17 protein-coding genes, 1 tRNA gene, 1 pseudogene and 1 other annotated feature are annotated in these 16,891 nt (G+C 49.1%); of the genes and pseudogenes, 17 read left to right on the top strand and 2 right to left on the bottom strand.

The genetic code is table 11. The features are described 5' to 3' along the window. Positions 1–16 precede the first annotated feature (16 nt). Positions 17–100 (top strand) — tRNA-Leu (locus G470_RS0101905). Positions 101–399: 299 nt separating this feature from the next. On the opposite strand, the gene G470_RS0101900 is transcribed toward G470_RS0101905, so the two are convergent. Then, a complete protein-coding gene (locus tag G470_RS0101900; protein WP_028273358.1) occupies positions 400–699 on the bottom strand; it encodes a HesB/YadR/YfhF family protein in 300 nt (99 codons plus the stop codon). A 269-nt stretch (positions 700–968) separates the two neighbouring features. Here G470_RS0101900 and G470_RS0101895 point away from each other — a divergent pair, with 269 nt between their 5' ends. Both G470_RS0101895 and G470_RS0101890 read left to right on the top strand, forming a co-directional pair. Continuing rightward, entirely contained in the window at positions 969–2,126 is a 1,158-nt protein-coding gene (locus G470_RS0101895; protein WP_028273357.1) for a glycerate kinase, read from the top strand. Between the two features lie 22 nt (positions 2,127–2,148). Next, positions 2,149–2,694: pseudogene (locus G470_RS0101890) on the top strand (sugar O-acetyltransferase); the annotation flags it as partial. Between the two features lie 114 nt (positions 2,695–2,808). Here G470_RS0101890 and G470_RS0101885 read toward each other — a convergent pair. Continuing rightward, positions 2,809–3,915, bottom strand: a complete 1,107-nt coding sequence (locus G470_RS0101885; protein ID WP_028273355.1) for an ABC transporter ATP-binding protein — start codon at positions 3,913–3,915, stop codon at positions 2,809–2,811. A 238-nt stretch (positions 3,916–4,153) separates the two neighbouring features. Between G470_RS0101885 and G470_RS0101880 the strand changes: the two genes are divergently transcribed. The 14 genes from G470_RS0101880 to rpmG all read left to right on the top strand — a co-directional run bounded on the left by G470_RS0101880 (position 4,154) and on the right by rpmG (position 16,880). After that, the gene (locus tag G470_RS0101880) at positions 4,154–4,531 is read left to right on the top strand and encodes a DUF488 domain-containing protein (protein ID WP_028273354.1); all 378 of its coding nucleotides are present in this window, start codon (positions 4,154–4,156) and stop codon (positions 4,529–4,531) included. Continuing rightward, positions 4,524–5,063, top strand: a complete 540-nt coding sequence (locus G470_RS0101875; protein WP_028273353.1) for a dCTP deaminase/dUTPase family protein — start codon at positions 4,524–4,526, stop codon at positions 5,061–5,063. The genes G470_RS0101880 and G470_RS0101875 overlap by 8 nt, the downstream gene beginning before the upstream one ends. A 97-nt stretch (positions 5,064–5,160) precedes the next feature. Next, positions 5,161–6,537, top strand: coding sequence for a DNA repair protein RadA (radA, locus tag G470_RS0101870; protein ID WP_028273352.1), 1,377 nt, complete (start codon positions 5,161–5,163; stop codon positions 6,535–6,537). A gap of 85 nt (positions 6,538–6,622) precedes the next feature. Next, positions 6,623–7,729, top strand: a complete 1,107-nt coding sequence (locus G470_RS0101865) for a PIN/TRAM domain-containing protein (RefSeq protein WP_028273351.1) — start codon at positions 6,623–6,625, stop codon at positions 7,727–7,729. Between the two features lie 4 nt (positions 7,730–7,733). Beyond that, positions 7,734–8,438 carry a 2-C-methyl-D-erythritol 4-phosphate cytidylyltransferase gene (gene ispD, locus G470_RS0101860; RefSeq protein ID WP_028273350.1) on the top strand — a complete coding sequence of 235 codons (705 nt, stop codon included), beginning with the start codon at positions 7,734–7,736 and terminating at the stop codon, positions 8,436–8,438. 290 nt (positions 8,439–8,728) lie between these two features. Then, entirely contained in the window at positions 8,729–10,204 is a 1,476-nt protein-coding gene (gene gltX, locus G470_RS0101850) for a glutamate--tRNA ligase (protein ID WP_028273349.1), read from the top strand. Beyond that, positions 10,205–10,435, top strand: a binding site (T-box leader). Between the two features lie 135 nt (positions 10,436–10,570). Continuing rightward, positions 10,571–11,116: a serine O-acetyltransferase EpsC gene (epsC, locus tag G470_RS0101845; RefSeq protein WP_028273348.1), complete on the top strand. Its 546-nt coding sequence runs from the start codon at positions 10,571–10,573 to the stop codon at positions 11,114–11,116. Between the two features lie 37 nt (positions 11,117–11,153). Further along, the gene (gene cysS, locus G470_RS0101840; RefSeq protein ID WP_028273347.1) at positions 11,154–12,572 is read left to right on the top strand and encodes a cysteine--tRNA ligase; all 1,419 of its coding nucleotides are present in this window, start codon (positions 11,154–11,156) and stop codon (positions 12,570–12,572) included. Next, positions 12,569–12,976: a Mini-ribonuclease 3 gene (locus tag G470_RS0101835; RefSeq protein ID WP_028273346.1), complete on the top strand. Its 408-nt coding sequence runs from the start codon at positions 12,569–12,571 to the stop codon at positions 12,974–12,976. The genes cysS and G470_RS0101835 overlap by 4 nt, the downstream gene beginning before the upstream one ends. Continuing rightward, positions 12,969–13,802 carry a 23S rRNA (guanosine(2251)-2'-O)-methyltransferase RlmB gene (rlmB, locus tag G470_RS0101830; RefSeq protein ID WP_084172033.1) on the top strand — a complete coding sequence of 278 codons (834 nt, stop codon included), beginning with the start codon at positions 12,969–12,971 and terminating at the stop codon, positions 13,800–13,802. The genes G470_RS0101835 and rlmB overlap by 8 nt, the downstream gene beginning before the upstream one ends. 45 nt (positions 13,803–13,847) lie before the next feature. Further along, positions 13,848–14,378: an NYN domain-containing protein gene (locus G470_RS0101825; protein WP_028273344.1), complete on the top strand. Its 531-nt coding sequence runs from the start codon at positions 13,848–13,850 to the stop codon at positions 14,376–14,378. 44 nt (positions 14,379–14,422) lie between these two features. Further along, positions 14,423–15,610 (top strand): GNAT family N-acetyltransferase, encoded by a 1,188-nt coding sequence (locus tag G470_RS0101820; protein WP_028273343.1) that lies wholly within the window; start codon positions 14,423–14,425, stop codon positions 15,608–15,610. A gap of 237 nt (positions 15,611–15,847) precedes the next feature. Next, positions 15,848–16,444 (top strand): sigma-70 family RNA polymerase sigma factor, encoded by a 597-nt coding sequence (locus tag G470_RS0101815; RefSeq protein WP_028273342.1) that lies wholly within the window; start codon positions 15,848–15,850, stop codon positions 16,442–16,444. 283 nt (positions 16,445–16,727) lie between these two features. Next, the gene (rpmG, locus tag G470_RS13990; protein WP_084172031.1) at positions 16,728–16,880 is read left to right on the top strand and encodes a 50S ribosomal protein L33; all 153 of its coding nucleotides are present in this window, start codon (positions 16,728–16,730) and stop codon (positions 16,878–16,880) included. Positions 16,881–16,891 lie beyond the last annotated feature (11 nt).

Here is a 16,891-nt window from a genome sequence, read left to right as displayed (position 1 = left end):
AAGTCCTATTCATTATGCCGGTGTGGCGGAATAGGCAGACGCGCTGGACTCAAAATCCAGTGTCCGCGAGGACGTGCCGGTTCGACTCCGGCCACCGGTATCAATTTAACGTTGAAAAGAGGTCGGGACTATTGTCCCGACCTCTTTTGCGTTTCCGAATAGTATAGCGAAAACGCGCTCCAAAATGCAGACCCGACGTCCACTTCACGAATAATGCTCGAGGGACTTCGCCCCTCATCCGCTTATTCGCTCCACTTATTCGCTCCAATGGTTCGGGTCTAAACGCATTTTGTCCTGCTCTCTTTTTTTGTTTTAAAAGAAAAAGAGAATAACAATAAAAGGGTGTCGTCCTTCTTTAAGAGAGGGCGACACCCTTTTTGATATCCCGATTGTTTTCCGTTATTTCTCATCCCCAACGAAATGATAAACCGGTTCGTTTCGTTCTTCATTGTAAGTCACTTTGAGATCGTATTCAGTGAAAAACCATTCGTCTTGTTTTTCTGCAAAATAAGTGATGTCATTGTAAGTAACTTGAGCGATGGGATCTTCAGGTTCAGCCACTTCAATGCCAAGCGAGAACCCTTCATGAACATCCGTTTTCCCGTATACTTTTCCTAAGAATCGGACACCTAGTCCATTTCCGACACCTAGTTCGTTTTCAAACCATTTTTGTGCTTGCTCGGTGATTTCAATTTTCATTGTGTACATACAGACAGCTGGTAGTCTGTATTTCCTCCTCTCTTAAATCGACGAAGTTTAGAAAAGAAACTTAAACTTATGCGATCGTTAAATCTTACTCTTACTTTAACATGGAAAGGGGATTCAGGGAAGCAAGCAATCTGTGCTCTTATAGGGTTCGGACAGGGAATATTTTTGAAAGTGCATTCTTTTGAAGAGTAAAAAAGTCTTCTTTTTGATATGATGAAAAAGACTCAGCAGCAAGGCATGAGATTGAAAGGAGAAGGAGGATGTCAGACTTTAAAGTGGTGCTGGCGGTTGATTCTTTCAAAGGCAGTGCTTCTTCAATGGAAATCGAAACCTCTATTGAAAAGGGGATTCGTAAAGTAGATAAGCGTACCATGATTCATAAATACCCGATTGCAGATGGCGGCGAAGGAACCGTCGAAGCGCTCCTGACGGCTTTAGAGGGGGAATACAAGGAAGTGGAAGTGACCGGCCCTTATCAAGAAAAAACTGTTGCCAAGTATGGGATTGTAAACGAACGGTTGGCTGTTATTGAGATGGCGGAAGCATCGGGGCTGCACTTGGTAAAAAAGGGGAAAAAACGACCCTTGCAGGCAACGACATATGGAACTGGGGAATTGATCCGAGCGGCTCTGGAAGAAGGTGTGGAGGAAATTTACATCGGTTTGGGAGGCAGTGCCACCAATGACGGCGGTGTGGGGATGGCACAAGCTCTGGGAGTTCGTTTTTTGGACGAATCAGGAGAAGACATCGGTTTGGGGGCAGACATGTTGCAACACCTGCACACCATTGATATGGCAGAACTGGATGAGCGGGTGCGGCACACCTCCATCCGGGTATTGTCGGATGTCTCCAACCCGCTTCTAGGCGAAAACGGAGCCTCGGCTGTTTTTGGTCCGCAAAAAGGGGCCGGTGAAGAAGAGGTAGAGCTGTTGGAAGCCTGTTTGCGGCGTCTGGCGGAAAAAACACAAGCACAGCTCCAGAATGACTGGGCAGAAATGGCAGGTGCCGGAGCAGCAGGCGGTCTCGCTTTCGGCTTGATGGCTTTTTGCGGAGCAGAAATGCGTCGGGGCATCGAAGAAGTGTTAGACTTGATCAACATAGATGAAGTGATGAAAACGGCTGATTTGGTCATCACGGGAGAGGGGAAGATGGACCGGCAGTCTATACAAGGAAAAGCTCCGTTCGGTGTTGCAAAACGGGCCAAGCGGTACGGCCTTCCTGTGATTGCGGTGGTGGGAAGCGCAGATACGGAATTGACGCCTGTCTATAACAACGGCATCGACTTGGTCATTGATCTGATCAACCAGCCTATGACTTTGGAAAAAGCAATGGAACAGACGCAGTCGTTGGCGGTTCATGCAGGAGAAACGGCTTTTCGGGCCTTCTTATTGGGGCGGAACAAACGAGATAAATCATAAAGGGGAACGGGAGGAAGAAAATATGGGAACAGAAAAAGAGAAAATGATTGCGGGGAAATTGTACCGGCCGCAAGATCCGGAGTTGCTGGAGGATCGTGCACGGGCGCATGCGTTGGCAGAAGAGTACAATGAGCCTGAAAAAAGACTCAACCGGGAGCAATTGATCCGCGAGCTTTTTGGTTCAACCGGAGAAAAAATTCATGTGGAGCCAAATATTCGTGTCGATTACGGATACAATATCCATGTAGGCGAAAAGTTTTATGCAAACTTTGATTGTACCTTTCTGGACGTGTGTCCGATTCGGATTGGAGATAATGCGATGCTTGGTCCGAACGTCAATTTGTATACACCGGAGCACCCGCTGCACCCTGTTGAGCGCAATGGCGGAATGGAATTCGCACGCCCCATCACAATCGGCAACAACTGTTGGATCGGTGGAAATGCGACCATCATTGGTGGTGTGACGTTAGGAGATAACGTGGTGGTCGCGGCAGGTTCGGTGGTGACAAAGTCTTTCCGGGACAATGTGGTGGTTGCGGGAAACCCAGCACGTGTCATCAAAGAAGTTCCCACCAACTAAAAACGACCGGATTCCGTGTTTTGGATGGAATCCGGTTGTTTCGGTTTAAACAGGGAAACCTCCCTGCTTGAGCAGGGAGGAAAAGGGGATGGTTTTTTTACATTAACGAATGACTTCAGTGGTTTCCGGGTCGAAGAAATGAGATTTGCTCATGTCGAAAGCCAACTGAATTTCTTCTCCTGGACGGTGGTAGTCACGTGCATCCACGCGGGCGATGAATTCCAAATCACCCACTTGAGAGTACAGCATCGTTTCCGCACCCAGCAGCTCTGAAACAACCACTTTGGCGTTGACAATGCTGCCTGGGTAAGTCGACAAGGCAATGCTTTCACTGTGGATGTCTTCCGGACGAATACCAAAGGTCAACTTGGAGTTGTCTCCGTATCCTTTTTCACGCAACGTTTTCAATTTGCCTTCAGGAATTTCAATTGTGAGTCCGTTTCCGTTGGTGATATGTCTTCCGTCCAACGTCACATCAAAGAAGTTCATAGCCGGAGACCCGATGAACCCGCCGACGAATGTGTTCGCTGGGTAATCATACACTTCCTGCGGCGTACCGATTTGTTGGATAAAGCCGTCCTTCATGATGACGATACGATCCGCCATGGTCATCGCTTCTGTTTGGTCGTGCGTTACATAAATGGAAGTGGTGTTCAAACGTTGGTGCAACTTCGCAATCTCTGCACGCATCGCCACACGCAGTTTCGCATCCAAGTTGGAAAGCGGCTCGTCCATCAAAAAGACTTTGGCGTCCCGGACGATGGCCCGACCTAAAGCAACACGTTGACGCTGACCACCGGAAAGAGCGGCTGGTTTTCGGTCAAGAAGGTTGGACAGCCCAAGAATCTCTCCTGCGTTCTCCACGCGTCTCTTGATTTCATCTTTTTTGTATTTGCGCAGCTTTAATCCGAATGCCATGTTGTCGTAAACAGTCATATGTGGATACAAAGCGTAGTTCTGGAACACCATCGCGATGTCGCGGTCTTTCGGCGCCACATCGTTCATCAAGGTGTCTCCGATGTACAATTCTCCATCCGTGATTTCTTCCAATCCGGCAATCATCCGCAAGGTGGTGGATTTTCCGCACCCGGAAGGACCGACGAAGACAATAAATTCCCGGTCTTTGATCTTCATATCAAAATCTGTCACTGCAAAATCATCTGCGTTGTCGTACTTTTTATAAATGTTGTTCAAGGCAATGTCTACCATATTTATCCAGTCTCCTTTGTATAATTAATCATATCAAATGTAACGCAAGAGCTATCTTATTTTCTATTCTATTGGAAACGTTCTCTTTTTGAAATGGTAGGCTGCACAAATTTGCCGCTGTTTTTTTGTGCAACATGACGAAAGCTTTTTAGAAGAGGGGAGAATGGAGAAAGAGGCGGAAAGAAGAGACGAATTATTGTACAATAAATGAACAGCCATAAAGAAAGGAGCCGTCTATATGCTGCAGACAAAACGTGCGTATGAGGAGCCGGAAGAAACGGACGGATACAGGATTTTGGTTGACCGCTTATGGCCGCGTGGGATAAAAAAAGAAGCACTGCGGTTGGACAGCTGGGAGAAAGACATCGCTCCATCACCAGATTTGCGCAGGCAATTCAATCATGACAGTGGCAAGTTTGAGTGGTTCAAAGAGGAATACATGAAAGAACTGGAGCAAAACGAAGCGGCGCCTCAATTTATGGAGAACGTGGTCCGAGAAGCGAAGATGCATCCGGTGACGTTGGTATATGGAGCCAAAGATACTACGCATAACCATGCAGTGGTTTTGAAAGAATTTATTGAAAACAAGATAGAAAAAGGAGAAAAAGATGGATAGAGTACGAGGATTTGAAATTGTGAGCAAATACAAAGACAAGGGAGTTCGACTCCCGCAACGGGCGACGGAAAAATCTGCAGGGTATGATTTCGAAGCGGCGGAGGATACAATCGTTCCGTCCATCTGGCGGGCGTTGTTTACCGGGTTGACACCGGAGAAGCTGAAAGAAGGAGAGCCGTTGCCGTTCCAGGAAGAAAACGTGGAGCACCTGGCCTCCACATTGGTGCCGACTGGAATCAAGGCTTATATGCCGGAAGGGGAGTATTTGATGCTGGCCAACCGGTCGAGTAATCCGATGAAATACCAACTGGCTTTGCCTAACAGTGTGGGAATCATTGATGCAGATTACTATGGCAATGACATCAATGAAGGCGAGATTTTTGTCCAGCTTATCAACTATGGGTTGGAAGATCGGCTCATCAAAAAAGGAGAGCGAATCTGCCAAGGCATCTTCATGCAATACTTGACAGTGGATGACGAAACGATTCCTGTCCAAAAGCGGATTGGCGGGTTTGGATCTTCCGGAAGGTAGTCTGCAAAAACCGAGAAAAAGCGCAATGAAAACGGTTCACAAAACCGAGGATATGATATACTGAGAATATGAACCAATAAGAAAGTGAGGCTGAGAGATGGCCAAAAAGAAAGCAACAGTTTTCGTCTGCCAAGCATGCGGGTACGAATCCCCAAAATGGATGGGGAAATGCCCCAACTGCGGCAGCTGGAACCAGATGACAGAAGAACGAGTAGCAAGCAAAAAAGACAGTGCCTCCTCCGCCCGAGCGAACTTTACAGGAAAACGCGCGAAGCCCGAAACCATCAGTCATGTCACGGTTGAAAAAGAAGACCGTGTCAAGACGCAGATCGGGGAATTCAACCGTGTGTTGGGAGGCGGTGTCGTCCCGGGCTCGCTGGTCTTGATTGGTGGAGATCCGGGAATCGGGAAATCAACTTTGCTGCTGCAAGTCGCCGCTCAATTGCACCACACCGGCGGGACCGTGTTGTATGTCAGCGGAGAAGAGAGCACGAGCCAGGTGAAAATGCGGGCGGAACGATTGGATTTGATGGATGCGGATTTTTACATCTACCCTGAAACCGATATGGATGCCATCCGTGAAGCGATTGATGAACTGAAAGCGGACTATGTGATCATCGACTCAATTCAGACGATGACGCACCCCGAAATCGACAGTGCGGCTGGAAGTGTCTCGCAAGTACGGGAGACAACAGCGGAGTTGATGAAAATTGCAAAATCGAACAACATCGCGATCTTTATCGTCGGACACGTTACCAAGCAAGGAGCCATTGCCGGTCCGCGGATGTTGGAACACATGGTGGACACGGTGTTGTATTTTGAAGGCGACCGGCACCACACGTTCCGGATTTTGCGGGCTGTGAAAAACCGGTTCGGCTCCACAAACGAAATGGGCGTATTCGAGATGCAGACAGGCGGTTTGCAAGAAGTCGTGAACCCTTCCCAATTGTTTCTGGAAGAGCGGTTGGAAGGAGCGACCGGATCGGCTGTCGTAGTGTCCATGGAAGGAACACGTCCGGTGTTGGTTGAAATTCAATCACTCATCACCCCAACCGTGTTTGGAAATGCACGCCGAACCGCCAGTGGGATGGATAACAACCGTGTATCGTTGATCATGGCCGTGTTGGAAAAAAGAGCCGGTTTGTTGCTGCAAAACCAAGATGCTTACTTGAAAGCTTCCGGAGGTGTACGATTGGATGAACCAGCGATTGACTTGTCGATTGCTGTGAGCATCGCATCCAGTTACCAGGACAAAGGAACACGCCCGACTGACTGCTTTATCGGTGAGCTGGGATTGACCGGTGAAATCCGCCGTGTCAGCCGTATTGACCAACGAGTGGGCGAGGCTGCGAAATTAGGCTTTAAACGTGCCTTCATCCCGAAAAACAACATGGGCGGTTGGGATTATCCGGAAGGTATTGAAATAATCGGTGTAGAAACGATTTCCGAAGCTATTAGACGGGCTTTCAGGTAAAGTCCGTCAATGGCTGGAATGGAGGGAAACTCTATTGGGAAATGAATGGATAGACAATCGCACAACTCTTGAAAGGAGGGGTAAGATGACGAAAATCCTTGTCACAGTTGTCTTTGTTCTTGTAGGCGGCAGTTTAGGTTACAACTTTCTGCCTTATGTCTGGGCGTTAATCACGTCTGTTCCAAGAATCATCAACAACCCGATCACCAATATGGTGTTGGGCGCAATCGTATTGTATTTTCTTTCAGTACCCGCCACAGACTACGTGGAGCGGGCGATTGTGAAAGTGGAGAACTTCTTAAGTGATTTGAGTGCATCGTATCTTTTGTTCGGCAGTCTGGGAATGATTATTGGACTCATTTTATCTTGGCTTATTAATTTATCTCTGGTTGGACTGCAAATTCCTGGATTCAGCGATGTGCTGCCTATTATCACGACCGCTATGCTGGCTTACTTGGGCTTCCGGCTGGCCACAAGCCGCAGAGAGGAAATCCGTCGGGTGATCATCGGCCGGGGAAACCCAAAAGAAGAGGATGGAGGCGTGCTGGAAAGAAAAGTGCAGGACAATTTCCGGCGAAACAAAATCTTGGACACCAGCGTCATCATAGACGGCCGGATATACGACATCGTCCAAACAGGTTTTTTGGAAGGCTCGTTGATCATTCCGAATTTCGTGCTGCGGGAACTGCAGCACATTGCAGATTCTTCTGACAGCATCAAGCGCGTCCGCGGAAGAAGAGGATTGGACATCCTGAACTCTCTTCAAAAAGAAGAAGGGTTGACAGTTGAAATGTACGACGGCGATGTGGAAGAAGCGGACGAAGTGGATGAAAAACTGGTTGTTCTGGCTAAAAAGATGGACGGAATGGTGGTCACCAACGATTACAACTTGAACAAAGTGTGTGAATTCCAAAACGTTCCGGTCCTGAACGTGAATGACTTGGCGAATGCCATCAAGCCGGTGGTGATTCCGGGAGAAGAGATGCACGTCATGATTATCAAGCAAGGAACCGAACGCAGCCAAGGTGTTGCGTATTTGGATGACGGCACGATGGTCGTCGTGGAAGATGGGCAACATTACATGAACAAATCCATCGACGTGGTCGTCACCAGTGCGTTGCAGACTTCGGCAGGGCGAATGATCTTTGCCCGTCCGGTGCATTCCTCGAAAAAATTGAAAGAAAAGGAATAAGACAGTGAAAGCAGACTACGAAGCGATTGTGTTGGCGGCGGGTTCGGGAGAAAGGATGGGGGCGGCGCACAACAAAGTGCTGCTTCCGCTTGACGGCCTGCCCATCTTTGCCCACGCCCTCAAGGTGTTTTTAGCCGACCCATACTGCCGGCACATCATCTTGGTCATCCAAGAAGCGGACCGCGTGTATGTGGAACGGACCCTTCTGCGGTTAAAGCCCAAACGGGAAATCCCGCTGACGTTGACGACAGGAGGCCGGCACCGGCAAGACAGCGTATACGCAGGCCTGAAGCAGCTGCAGGAACCGGAACAGGGATTAGTGATGGTGCATGATGCAGCACGCCCGTTCATCAAACAGGAAAACATTTCCGAGTTGAACGCCTGTGCGACGGGGACCGGGGCGGCGGTGTTGGCAGTTCCTGCAAAAGACACCATCAAACGAGTTGTGGACGGCGTCGTCCAGTCCACTCTGCCGCGCCCGGAGATTTGGCAGGTGCAGACACCGCAGGCCTTCCATAAACCCCTTTTGTTGGCAGCTCATGAGCAGGCGCGCAAAGAGGGATACCTTGCGAATGAAGAAGGCGAATTGGTGGAGCGCATGGGGAGAAAAGTACGGGTAGTTCCCGGCAGTTATGAAAACATCAAAATCACCACCCCGGAAGACTTGGTCTTCGCAGAAGGCATATTGGAGGAAAGAGGCGGAAGGTAAAAATGCCGCTGCCCATCTTTCTGAAACACCGAAACCGAAATGAAAAGTTTTTGAAAAGCGGGTTTATCCCGCTTTTCTTTGTTTCAGGTTATGGAAATTTCAGCTGAAACGTGGTACGTTAATTGTGACAGATTATGCGGCGTGACCCACTGCGCCGAACAATCGATGAACCCAGACAAGGAAACAGTCACTTTTTTGTCTGCATCAGCGAAATTCAGGCTGTCGCCTCCATTGGAGAGTGACCGCAGGATATTTCTACACTCAGTAAGGTAGAGGAAAGAGGAGATTTCATGACTAAAAAAATTCGCGTCCGTTACGCACCGAGTCCAACAGGGCATCTGCATATCGGAAATGCACGTACAGCGTTGTTCAACTACTTGTTTGCACGCAACCATGGCGGCGACTTCATCATCCGGATTGAAGACACCGACCAAAAACGGAACATCGAAGGCGGCGAAAAAAGCCAGCTGGAAAACTTGGAATGGCTTGGAATCGACTGGGATGAGAGCCCGGAGAAACCAGGAGAGTACGGACCGTACCGTCAATCCGAACGGAAAGACATTTACGATCCGTTAGTCGACCAATTGTTGGCCAGCAACCGCGCATACAAATGCTACTGCTCGGAAGAAGAATTGGAAGCGGAACGTGAAGCCCAACGTGCACGCGGGGAAATGCCGCATTACAGCGGAAAATGTGCCAACTTGACCGCTAAAGAACGCCAAGAGAAAGAAGCGGAAGGCATCACGCCGGTGATTCGTTTCCGCGTACAAAAAGAAAACACCTACAGCTTTGAAGACATCGTAAAAGGCCACATCACGTTTGAAGCGGAAAGCGTGGGCGGCGACTTTGTCATCCAAAAACGTGACGGAATGCCGACGTACAACTTTGCGGTAGCGGTCGACGACCACTACATGGAAATTTCCCATGTGTTGCGCGGGGATGACCATATCGCGAACACACCGAAGCAGTTGATGATTTACGAAGCGTTTGAATGGGAGCCGCCGCAATTCGGCCACATGACCTTAATCATCAACTCTGAAACCGGCAAAAAACTGAGCAAACGCGATGAAACCATTTTGCAGTTCATCGAACAATACCGTGAATTGGGTTACCAACCGGATGCGTTGTTCAACTTCATCTCCTTGTTGGGTTGGTCACCTGTTGGAGAAAACGAAATCTTCTCCCGTGAAGAATTAATCGAAATCTTCGACGCCAGCCGCTTAGGAAAATCTCCAGCGGCGTTTGATGCAAAGAAACTCGAGTGGATTGCCAATCAGTACATGAAGAATGTGGACTTGGATGAGTTGACCATGAAAGCTGTTCCGCATTTGGTGAAAGCCGGCTACATGAGCGAAAACCCGTCCGAAGAAGAAAGACAGCGCATCAAAAAAATCATCAGCTTGTACCAAGAGCAGATGAGCTATGCCGCTCAAATCGTGAAATTGGCTGCCTTGTTCTTCGAAGAAGACATGGACATGCCGGAAGAAGCGAAAGAAGTGCTTCAAGGTGAGACGGATCCCCAAGTGTTGGAAGCTTTCAAGGCCCAATTGAAACAAGTGGAACCTTTTGAAGCTGCTGAAATTCAAAAAGCGGTTAAAGCTGTCCAAAAAGAAACCGGCGTGAAAGGCAAGAAATTGTTTATGCCGATCCGTGTGGCGGTTTCCGGCCAAATGCACGGCCCGCAATTGAACGACACCATCGAATTGTTGGGACGCGAAAAAGCTTTGGAACACTTGGATAACGCATTGAACATGATTCAACAATAAAAAATGACGAAGAAAAGAGAAAGTAACCCACGGAATGTCCACAGAGAGCCCGAAAAGGTGGAAACGGGCGGCAGGAACTGGGTGAAGTGCCTCTTGGAGTCGAGATGCTGAAACAAACAAGTAAGCTTCTCCGGCCTGCAGCCGTTACGATGCGCCAAGAAGAACCAAAGCGGGGACGGACCTGCTTTGGTTTCTTAAAGAAAAGTGGAACCACGTAGCAGCGTCTTTTTATCGGGATGCTGCTTTTTGTGTTTTTTGAGAGAATCGGCTACACTTTGTACTAACTTACGAACCGAATGGAAGCTGATATTCTACGTAGTTTTTGCTCAACTGATGGCTCTTTAGTGAATGAAGAGGTGAAAATAGTTGAAAGAATTGATCGCTACAATTAAAAAAAATGATCCCGCCGCCCAAAGCACCGTAGAAATCGTCTTGACGTATCCCACTTTTTGGGCGGTCGTCCTCTATCGCGTCGCCCATTTTCTGCATGAATGCCGCCTGCTGCTCCTTGCTCGCATGGTGTCCACCTTTGCCCGTTTTGTGACGGGGGTGGAGATTCATCCCGGAGCCAAAATCGGCCGCCGGTTTTTCATTGACCACGGCATGGGCATCGTTATCGGCGAAACGGCTGAAATCGGAGACGACGTCCAGATATTCCATGGCGTCACCTTGGGCGGAACCGGGAAAGAAAAGGGCAAACGCCATCCGACAGTAGGAAACAATGTCCTCTTGTCGGCCCACGCCCAAATCATCGGGAACATCACCATCGGCGACAACAGCAAAATCGGAGCAGGCGCGGTTGTCTTAAAGGACATTCCGCCCAATGCAACTGCTGTGGGTGTGCCCGCAAAAGTAGTGAAAAAGGATGGAAAAACCATCGCACATGTTCACGAAAAAAACACCACAAATTGAACGGATTCCCCGTTATTGAAAAGGAGAGAACCCACACATGATTCAGGTCTATAATACGTTGACCCGTGAAAAAGAGCCGTTCAAGCCGCTTGAAAAAGGAAAAGTCAAAATGTACGTCTGCGGCCCGACTGTCTATAATTACATCCATATTGGAAATGCCCGCAGTGCCGTGGCTTTTGATACCATCCGCCGGTATTTTGAATACCGCGGCTATGAAGTGGATTATGTCTCGAATTTCACGGATGTCGACGACAAAATCATCCGCACCGCCAAAGAACACGGGGTGGCGGCGCCGGAAGTGGCTCAAAAGTATATTGACGCGTATTTCCACGATACCGAAGCGTTGGAAGTGAGAAAAGCCACCGAACACCCGCGCGTCATGGACAATATTCCGGAAATCATTGCCTTTATCGGTGCACTGATTGAAAAAGGGTACGCGTATGAGTCGGACGGAGACGTGTATTACCGGACGCGCAAGTTCAAAGACTACGGCAAATTGAGCCGCATATCGTTGGATGAGCTGGCTGTCGGAGCCAGCAACCGTCTCGAAGAGGAAGAAAACAAGAAAAAAGAAGACCCATTGGATTTTGCGCTGTGGAAGCAAGCGAAAGAGGACGAAATCAGCTGGGAGTCCCCATGGGGAGCGGGACGTCCGGGTTGGCACATCGAGTGCTCCGTGATGGCAACCAAATATTTGGGGGAGACCATCGATATCCATGCCGGCGGACAAGATTTGACCTTCCCGCATCATGAGAACGAAATCGCCCAGTCGGAAGCGAAAACCGGGCATCCGTTTGCACGGTATTGGTTGCACAACGGATTTGTGACGATGGACGATGAAAAAATGAGCAAATCCATCGGCAACGTGGTTTTGGTGCATGAGCTGATTGAACAGGTCGACCCGCAAGTCATCCGTTTCTTCATGTCCACGGCCCATTACCGCCGGCCGATCAACTACACGGAAGACGCGCTGCAAGAAGCGGCGACCAATCTTTCCCGTCTGCGGACCGCGTACCAAAACGCATTGTACCGTTTGGAAGACGCCAAGGACGCATTGGCGGATGATGCGGAAGAACTGACGGACTGGGACGAGTTGAAAACCCTCTTTGTCGAAAAGATGGATGACGACTTCAACGCCGCAAACGGCATCACCGTCGTTTACGATATGGCGAAAAAAATCAACGTATACAGCGAACGAGCGGAAGTATCCCAAGTCGTGTTGGAGAACATGACGGCTGATTTCCAGGAATTGGTCAGCATCTTTGGCATCGTCTTGACGCAGCAAGAAGAGCTCTTGGATGAAGAAGTGGAAGCGTTGATTGAAGAACGCAACCAAGCCCGTAAAGACCGCGACTTCCAAAGAGCGGATGCAATTCGGGACCAATTGAAAGAACAAGGCATCTTATTGGAGGATACTCCTCAAGGCGTCCGATGGAGAAGAGGAGAGGTTGAGTGAGCAAGCAAGAAGATTGGAGTCTGTTGAACGGATTGGCGTTGGCGTATGTCGGCGATGCGGCGTATGAACTGGTCATCCGGAAACATTTATTGGAAAGCGGCCAGACCCGCCCCAACGAACTGCACCGCCGGGCCACGCAGTTTGTGTCGGCCAAAGCGCAAAACCGCTTGATCACGGCGATGATGGAAGAAAATGTGTTGACCGAAGAAGAACTCGCGATGTTCAAACGGGGCCGGAACGCCAAAAGCCATACGACGGCCAAAAACGCCGATGTGGCAACGTACCGCGCTTCTACAGGATTTGAAACGTTGATGGGGTATTTGTACATGCAAAACCACCATGACCGCTTCAATGAATTGACCCAATGGTGCATCAAGAAAGTGGAGGAGGACACCCATGTCTGAACGTAAACGAAACAACAAGCCGCCGCGCAACAAAAGACCGCAAAAAAGAAGACCCAAACAGCCAAGAGAAACACCGGAAACTCCTGCAGACGGCGATTTAATCGCAGGCCGCAATCCGGCAATTGAAACATTGAAGTCCGAACGGGACATCAACAAAGTGTTTATCCAAGACGGTTTGTCGGGAACGAAGATTGACGAAGTTGTTCAATTGACCAAAGACCGGCGCATCCAGCTGTCGTTTGTACCGAAAACCAAATTGGATCAATTGGTGGACGGTGCCAACCACCAGGGAGTGGTGGTTGCTGCTTCCGCGATGGATTATGCGACCATCGATGACCTGTTCCAAGCTGCGGAAGAACGCGGAGAAGCGCCGTTCTTCGTACTGTTGGACGGTGTGGAAGACCCGCACAACTTGGGCTCCATCCTCCGTACAGCCGATGCGACAGGCGTACACGGCATCATCATCCCGAAACGCCGGGCAGTCGGATTGACAGCAACAGTCGCCAAAGCATCGACCGGAGCGATTGAACACGTACCGGTCGCACGTGTGACGAACTTGGTGCAGACCATCCAGGAATTGAAAGACCTCGGCATGTGGTTCTTTGGGACGGATATGAAAGGGCAGGATTACCGGGAATGGAAAGCGGAAGGCTCCATTGGATTGGTGATCGGAAACGAAGGAAAAGGGCTGTCCCGATTGGTGAAAGAGCAGATGGACGGCATGGTCACCATCCCGATGACCGGACACGTCCAAAGCTTGAACGCGAGTGTCGCGGCAGCTTTGTTGATGTACGAAGGGTACCGCCAACGGAACCCATTGAACTAACCGAAATGAGAGGAAGTCAGGACAGGAAGGGGGAAGACGGCCTTGATGAAGAAAGAGATATTGTATGTGGACGGCTACAACATGATCGGCGCATGGCCGGAATTGGTGAAGCTGAAAAACCAAGACAAGCTGGCGGATGCCCGCGATCGACTGCTGCACGAATTGAGCAACTACGCCAAGTACGATGGAATCGAAGTCAAGGTTGTCTTTGACGCCCAGCTTGTTCCCGGCATCCAGCAGCAGTACGACCGGTACAATCTAACGGTCGTATTCACCAAAGAAGAGGAAACGGCGGACACGTACATCGAACGGGTGGTGGGCGAAGAAAACTTGCTGATCGCCAACGTGTATGTGGCCACCAGCGACCTGGCGGAACAATGGATGATTTTCCAAAAAGGCGCCAACCGCAAATCCGCCAATGAATTATACAAAGACGTCCAGCGCGCCAAAAAGAACATCGAACTGGATACACGCATGTACAACATGCAGGGATCCCGGCGCCGTTCCGCATTGAAGCCGGAAGACGTTGATCGCTTGAAACAACTGTATCAAGAGATGGTGAATCAGAAGGATTAATTGCCTGCATAAGACAAATGCCAAGAAGAAGGGGTAGGTGCACTATGGAAATCAGAACGTTGGCTTCCTCAGATTTTGAAGCATTTTTGGAATTAGAAGGCTATGCCTTTCATGCTGTAGTGGACGAAAGGCGTCGGGAAAAAGCTCAGAAAGTATGGGCGCACGCTGTGGGGCTGGGCGCATTCTCAGAAGAAGGTGCTCTCCAATCGGCGTTGTTGATCCGCCCGCACAAGGTCTTTTTGTACGGGAAAACCATCGGGATGGGCGGCATCGGCGACGTGGCCAGTTACCCGGAAGCCCGAGGCCAAGGGAATGTCCGGGCGCTGATGAAAGAATCGTTCCGCTACATGAAAGACCAACAGATGCTGGTGTCTTACCTGTCTCCTTTTTCCCAGTCGTTTTACCGGAAATTTGGCTACGAGTTGACATTTGAAGAGCGAACCTACAAAATCAGCCCGTCGGATTTTCAAGCATTGGATACAGGCGACCGCACCGTCCGCCGGGTTCGTTGGGAAGACGAAAAAGAGACGTTGAAGAGGTTGTACACACAGAAGTACCAGCAGCGTATCGGCCCTGTGAACCGGGAAGACTGGGCATGGGAAGAGAAAAAACGCTGGCATGACGACTTGCATGTAGCCTTGTGTGTGGACGAAAAAGGAAAAGCAGAAGGCTACGCCATTTATCGTTTCCAATCCCCCCGTCCGTATGTGTTCGTGATGAATGAACTGGTTGCTCTTTCGGGACAGGCGGAACGGGCTTTGTGGCAGTTTATCGCCTCCCACGGCCCGCAATTCGACCACTTTAAATACAAAACGGGAATCTCCAACCGGTTAACCCACTTGTTCCCGGAGATGGAAGTGGAACAAAAACTGGTGCCCGGCATGATGGCTCGGATTGTCGACATGGAGGCATTCTTGAATGCCTACCCGTTCAAATTTGCCGGAAAGCAGGCGTTCGAGTTGAGTGTGGTGGATGATGAGTCGGCTGAATGGAACAACGGAACGTACCGCTTGGAGATGAGCGAAACCAAGCGGACCATTTCAAAAACCGACAGTCAGACAACTACTCCCCGCCTGGAGGCCGATATCCAAACGTGGACCCAGCTGTTGATGGGGACGCGTACGGCCCAAGAGCTTCAGTTCCAAGGACGTCTGCGGACAGACACACAGACCGCGGAAGATTTCCAAGAGTTGCTGCACGACACCGCACCGGAATTGTATGATTTTTTCTGAATAAGGAAAGCTGCCAATAAAAGGCAGCTTTTTTTGTCTGGAGAGAGAAGCTGGCTGCGCTCGCCTTGCGGCTACACAGGTTTTATTCAAAAAGGGATGCATAATACAAAAGAATTGTGTATGATTAGAGGTGGAGAAATTATATAAAAAATATATAATTTCTATATACGGAAAGGAGTGAGACAAACAGACAACACGAAGAAGTACCCCATCTTTATATTACTGGAGGTGGCATAATTGGCAAAAGAAAGAGATGAATTCATTCAATTCTCGGATGAACAACTGGTGTATCTCATCCAACATCTCAATCAGGACCCATTTGAAGTGCTTCTAGAAAGGTATAGTCCGTTGATTGCAAAAATGGTCCGAGAATTTTCTGTACATGGATTTGACAGTGAAGATCTTTGGCAAGAATCCCGATTCGTATTTCATCGTATCGTACACAGTTACGAGAAGGATAAAGGAGTCACGCTGGGTGTGTTTTTCAAGTTGTCACTGCAAAATCACCTGCTGAGTTTGGTCCGAAAAAACCAGGCTGAGAAAAGAAAAAGCGAAAGACAGGCCGCATCTTTGGACAGTATGATGGAAAATGGGGATGCATATCCTTTTGAGTACCGTGTTGCAGAGAAAGACGCTCCATTAGACTACATAATTCTGGATGACCAGTTGAAAGGTTTTCCAGAGGCTTTGTCCGCTTTTGAAAGGGAAGTATTCCAGGCGCATATGGACAAGCAATCGTTCGAAGAGATTGCCCAGCGTTTGGGTGAAACGGAAGCCCGGGTCAAAAACGCTTGGGAGAGATGCAGACGAAAGATGCGGAAATACATTGATTGAACGCTATTTTTTTGAGTGCTGTTGGAAGCGTTTGTAATAGGAAATGCGATGTGATAGGGGCGGTAAAGCATCGAAAGCTCCTGTTTTTATATACGCATTAGTGAATTTGTGAGCATTTAGACCGCTGCATGATTCACCTGCCGCGCAAGACTCCTTTTTCGAGGAGTCTTTTTTTGTGCCTAAAAAATGAACATTCCCTTCCTGTTTCCAAATAAAATTGACAGAAAAAATTCGGAATGGTACATTTAGCGTGAACGAGACTGGAAAAGAAGTGAGGAAAGACATGGCAACGAAAAAAACAGCTCTTGCGTGCAGCGTATGCGGATCCCGTAACTACACCAAACCCGTCAGCGCACAGCCGCGCACAGAAAGACTAGAAGTCAAAAAGTTTTGTAAGTACTGCAACAAACACACCCTTCATCGTCAAACGAAATAACCGGAACACAT

The sequence above is a fragment of the Atopococcus tabaci DSM 17538 genome (genome assembly GCF_000429585.1).
GTDB lineage: Bacteria > Bacillota > Bacilli > Lactobacillales > Carnobacteriaceae_A > Atopococcus > Atopococcus tabaci.
Note: the sequence above shows the minus strand (reverse complement) of the source record. Positions and strands in the feature narration are given on the sequence as shown.

What these genes read in the sequence shown, in the direction of transcription:
- G470_RS0101900 (WP_028273358.1), bottom strand. Translation starts at nt 699, where the DNA reads ATGAAAATTGAAATCACCGAGCAAGCACAAAAATGGTTTGAAAACGAA.
- G470_RS0101895 (WP_028273357.1), top strand. Translation starts at nt 969, where the DNA reads ATGTCAGACTTTAAAGTGGTGCTGGCGGTTGATTCTTTCAAAGGCAGT.
- G470_RS0101885 (WP_028273355.1), bottom strand. Translation starts at nt 3,915, where the DNA reads ATGGTAGACATTGCCTTGAACAACATTTATAAAAAGTACGACAACGCA.
- G470_RS0101880 (WP_028273354.1), top strand. Translation starts at nt 4,154, where the DNA reads ATGCTGCAGACAAAACGTGCGTATGAGGAGCCGGAAGAAACGGACGGA.
- G470_RS0101875 (WP_028273353.1), top strand. Translation starts at nt 4,524, where the DNA reads ATGGATAGAGTACGAGGATTTGAAATTGTGAGCAAATACAAAGACAAG.
- radA (WP_028273352.1), top strand. Translation starts at nt 5,161, where the DNA reads ATGGCCAAAAAGAAAGCAACAGTTTTCGTCTGCCAAGCATGCGGGTAC.
- G470_RS0101865 (WP_028273351.1), top strand. Translation starts at nt 6,623, where the DNA reads ATGACGAAAATCCTTGTCACAGTTGTCTTTGTTCTTGTAGGCGGCAGT.
- gltX (WP_028273349.1), top strand. Translation starts at nt 8,729, where the DNA reads ATGACTAAAAAAATTCGCGTCCGTTACGCACCGAGTCCAACAGGGCAT.
- cysS (WP_028273347.1), top strand. Translation starts at nt 11,154, where the DNA reads ATGATTCAGGTCTATAATACGTTGACCCGTGAAAAAGAGCCGTTCAAG.
- rlmB (WP_084172033.1), top strand. Translation starts at nt 12,969, where the DNA reads ATGTCTGAACGTAAACGAAACAACAAGCCGCCGCGCAACAAAAGACCG.
- G470_RS0101825 (WP_028273344.1), top strand. Translation starts at nt 13,848, where the DNA reads ATGAAGAAAGAGATATTGTATGTGGACGGCTACAACATGATCGGCGCA.
- G470_RS0101820 (WP_028273343.1), top strand. Translation starts at nt 14,423, where the DNA reads ATGGAAATCAGAACGTTGGCTTCCTCAGATTTTGAAGCATTTTTGGAA.
- rpmG (WP_084172031.1), top strand. Translation starts at nt 16,728, where the DNA reads ATGGCAACGAAAAAAACAGCTCTTGCGTGCAGCGTATGCGGATCCCGT.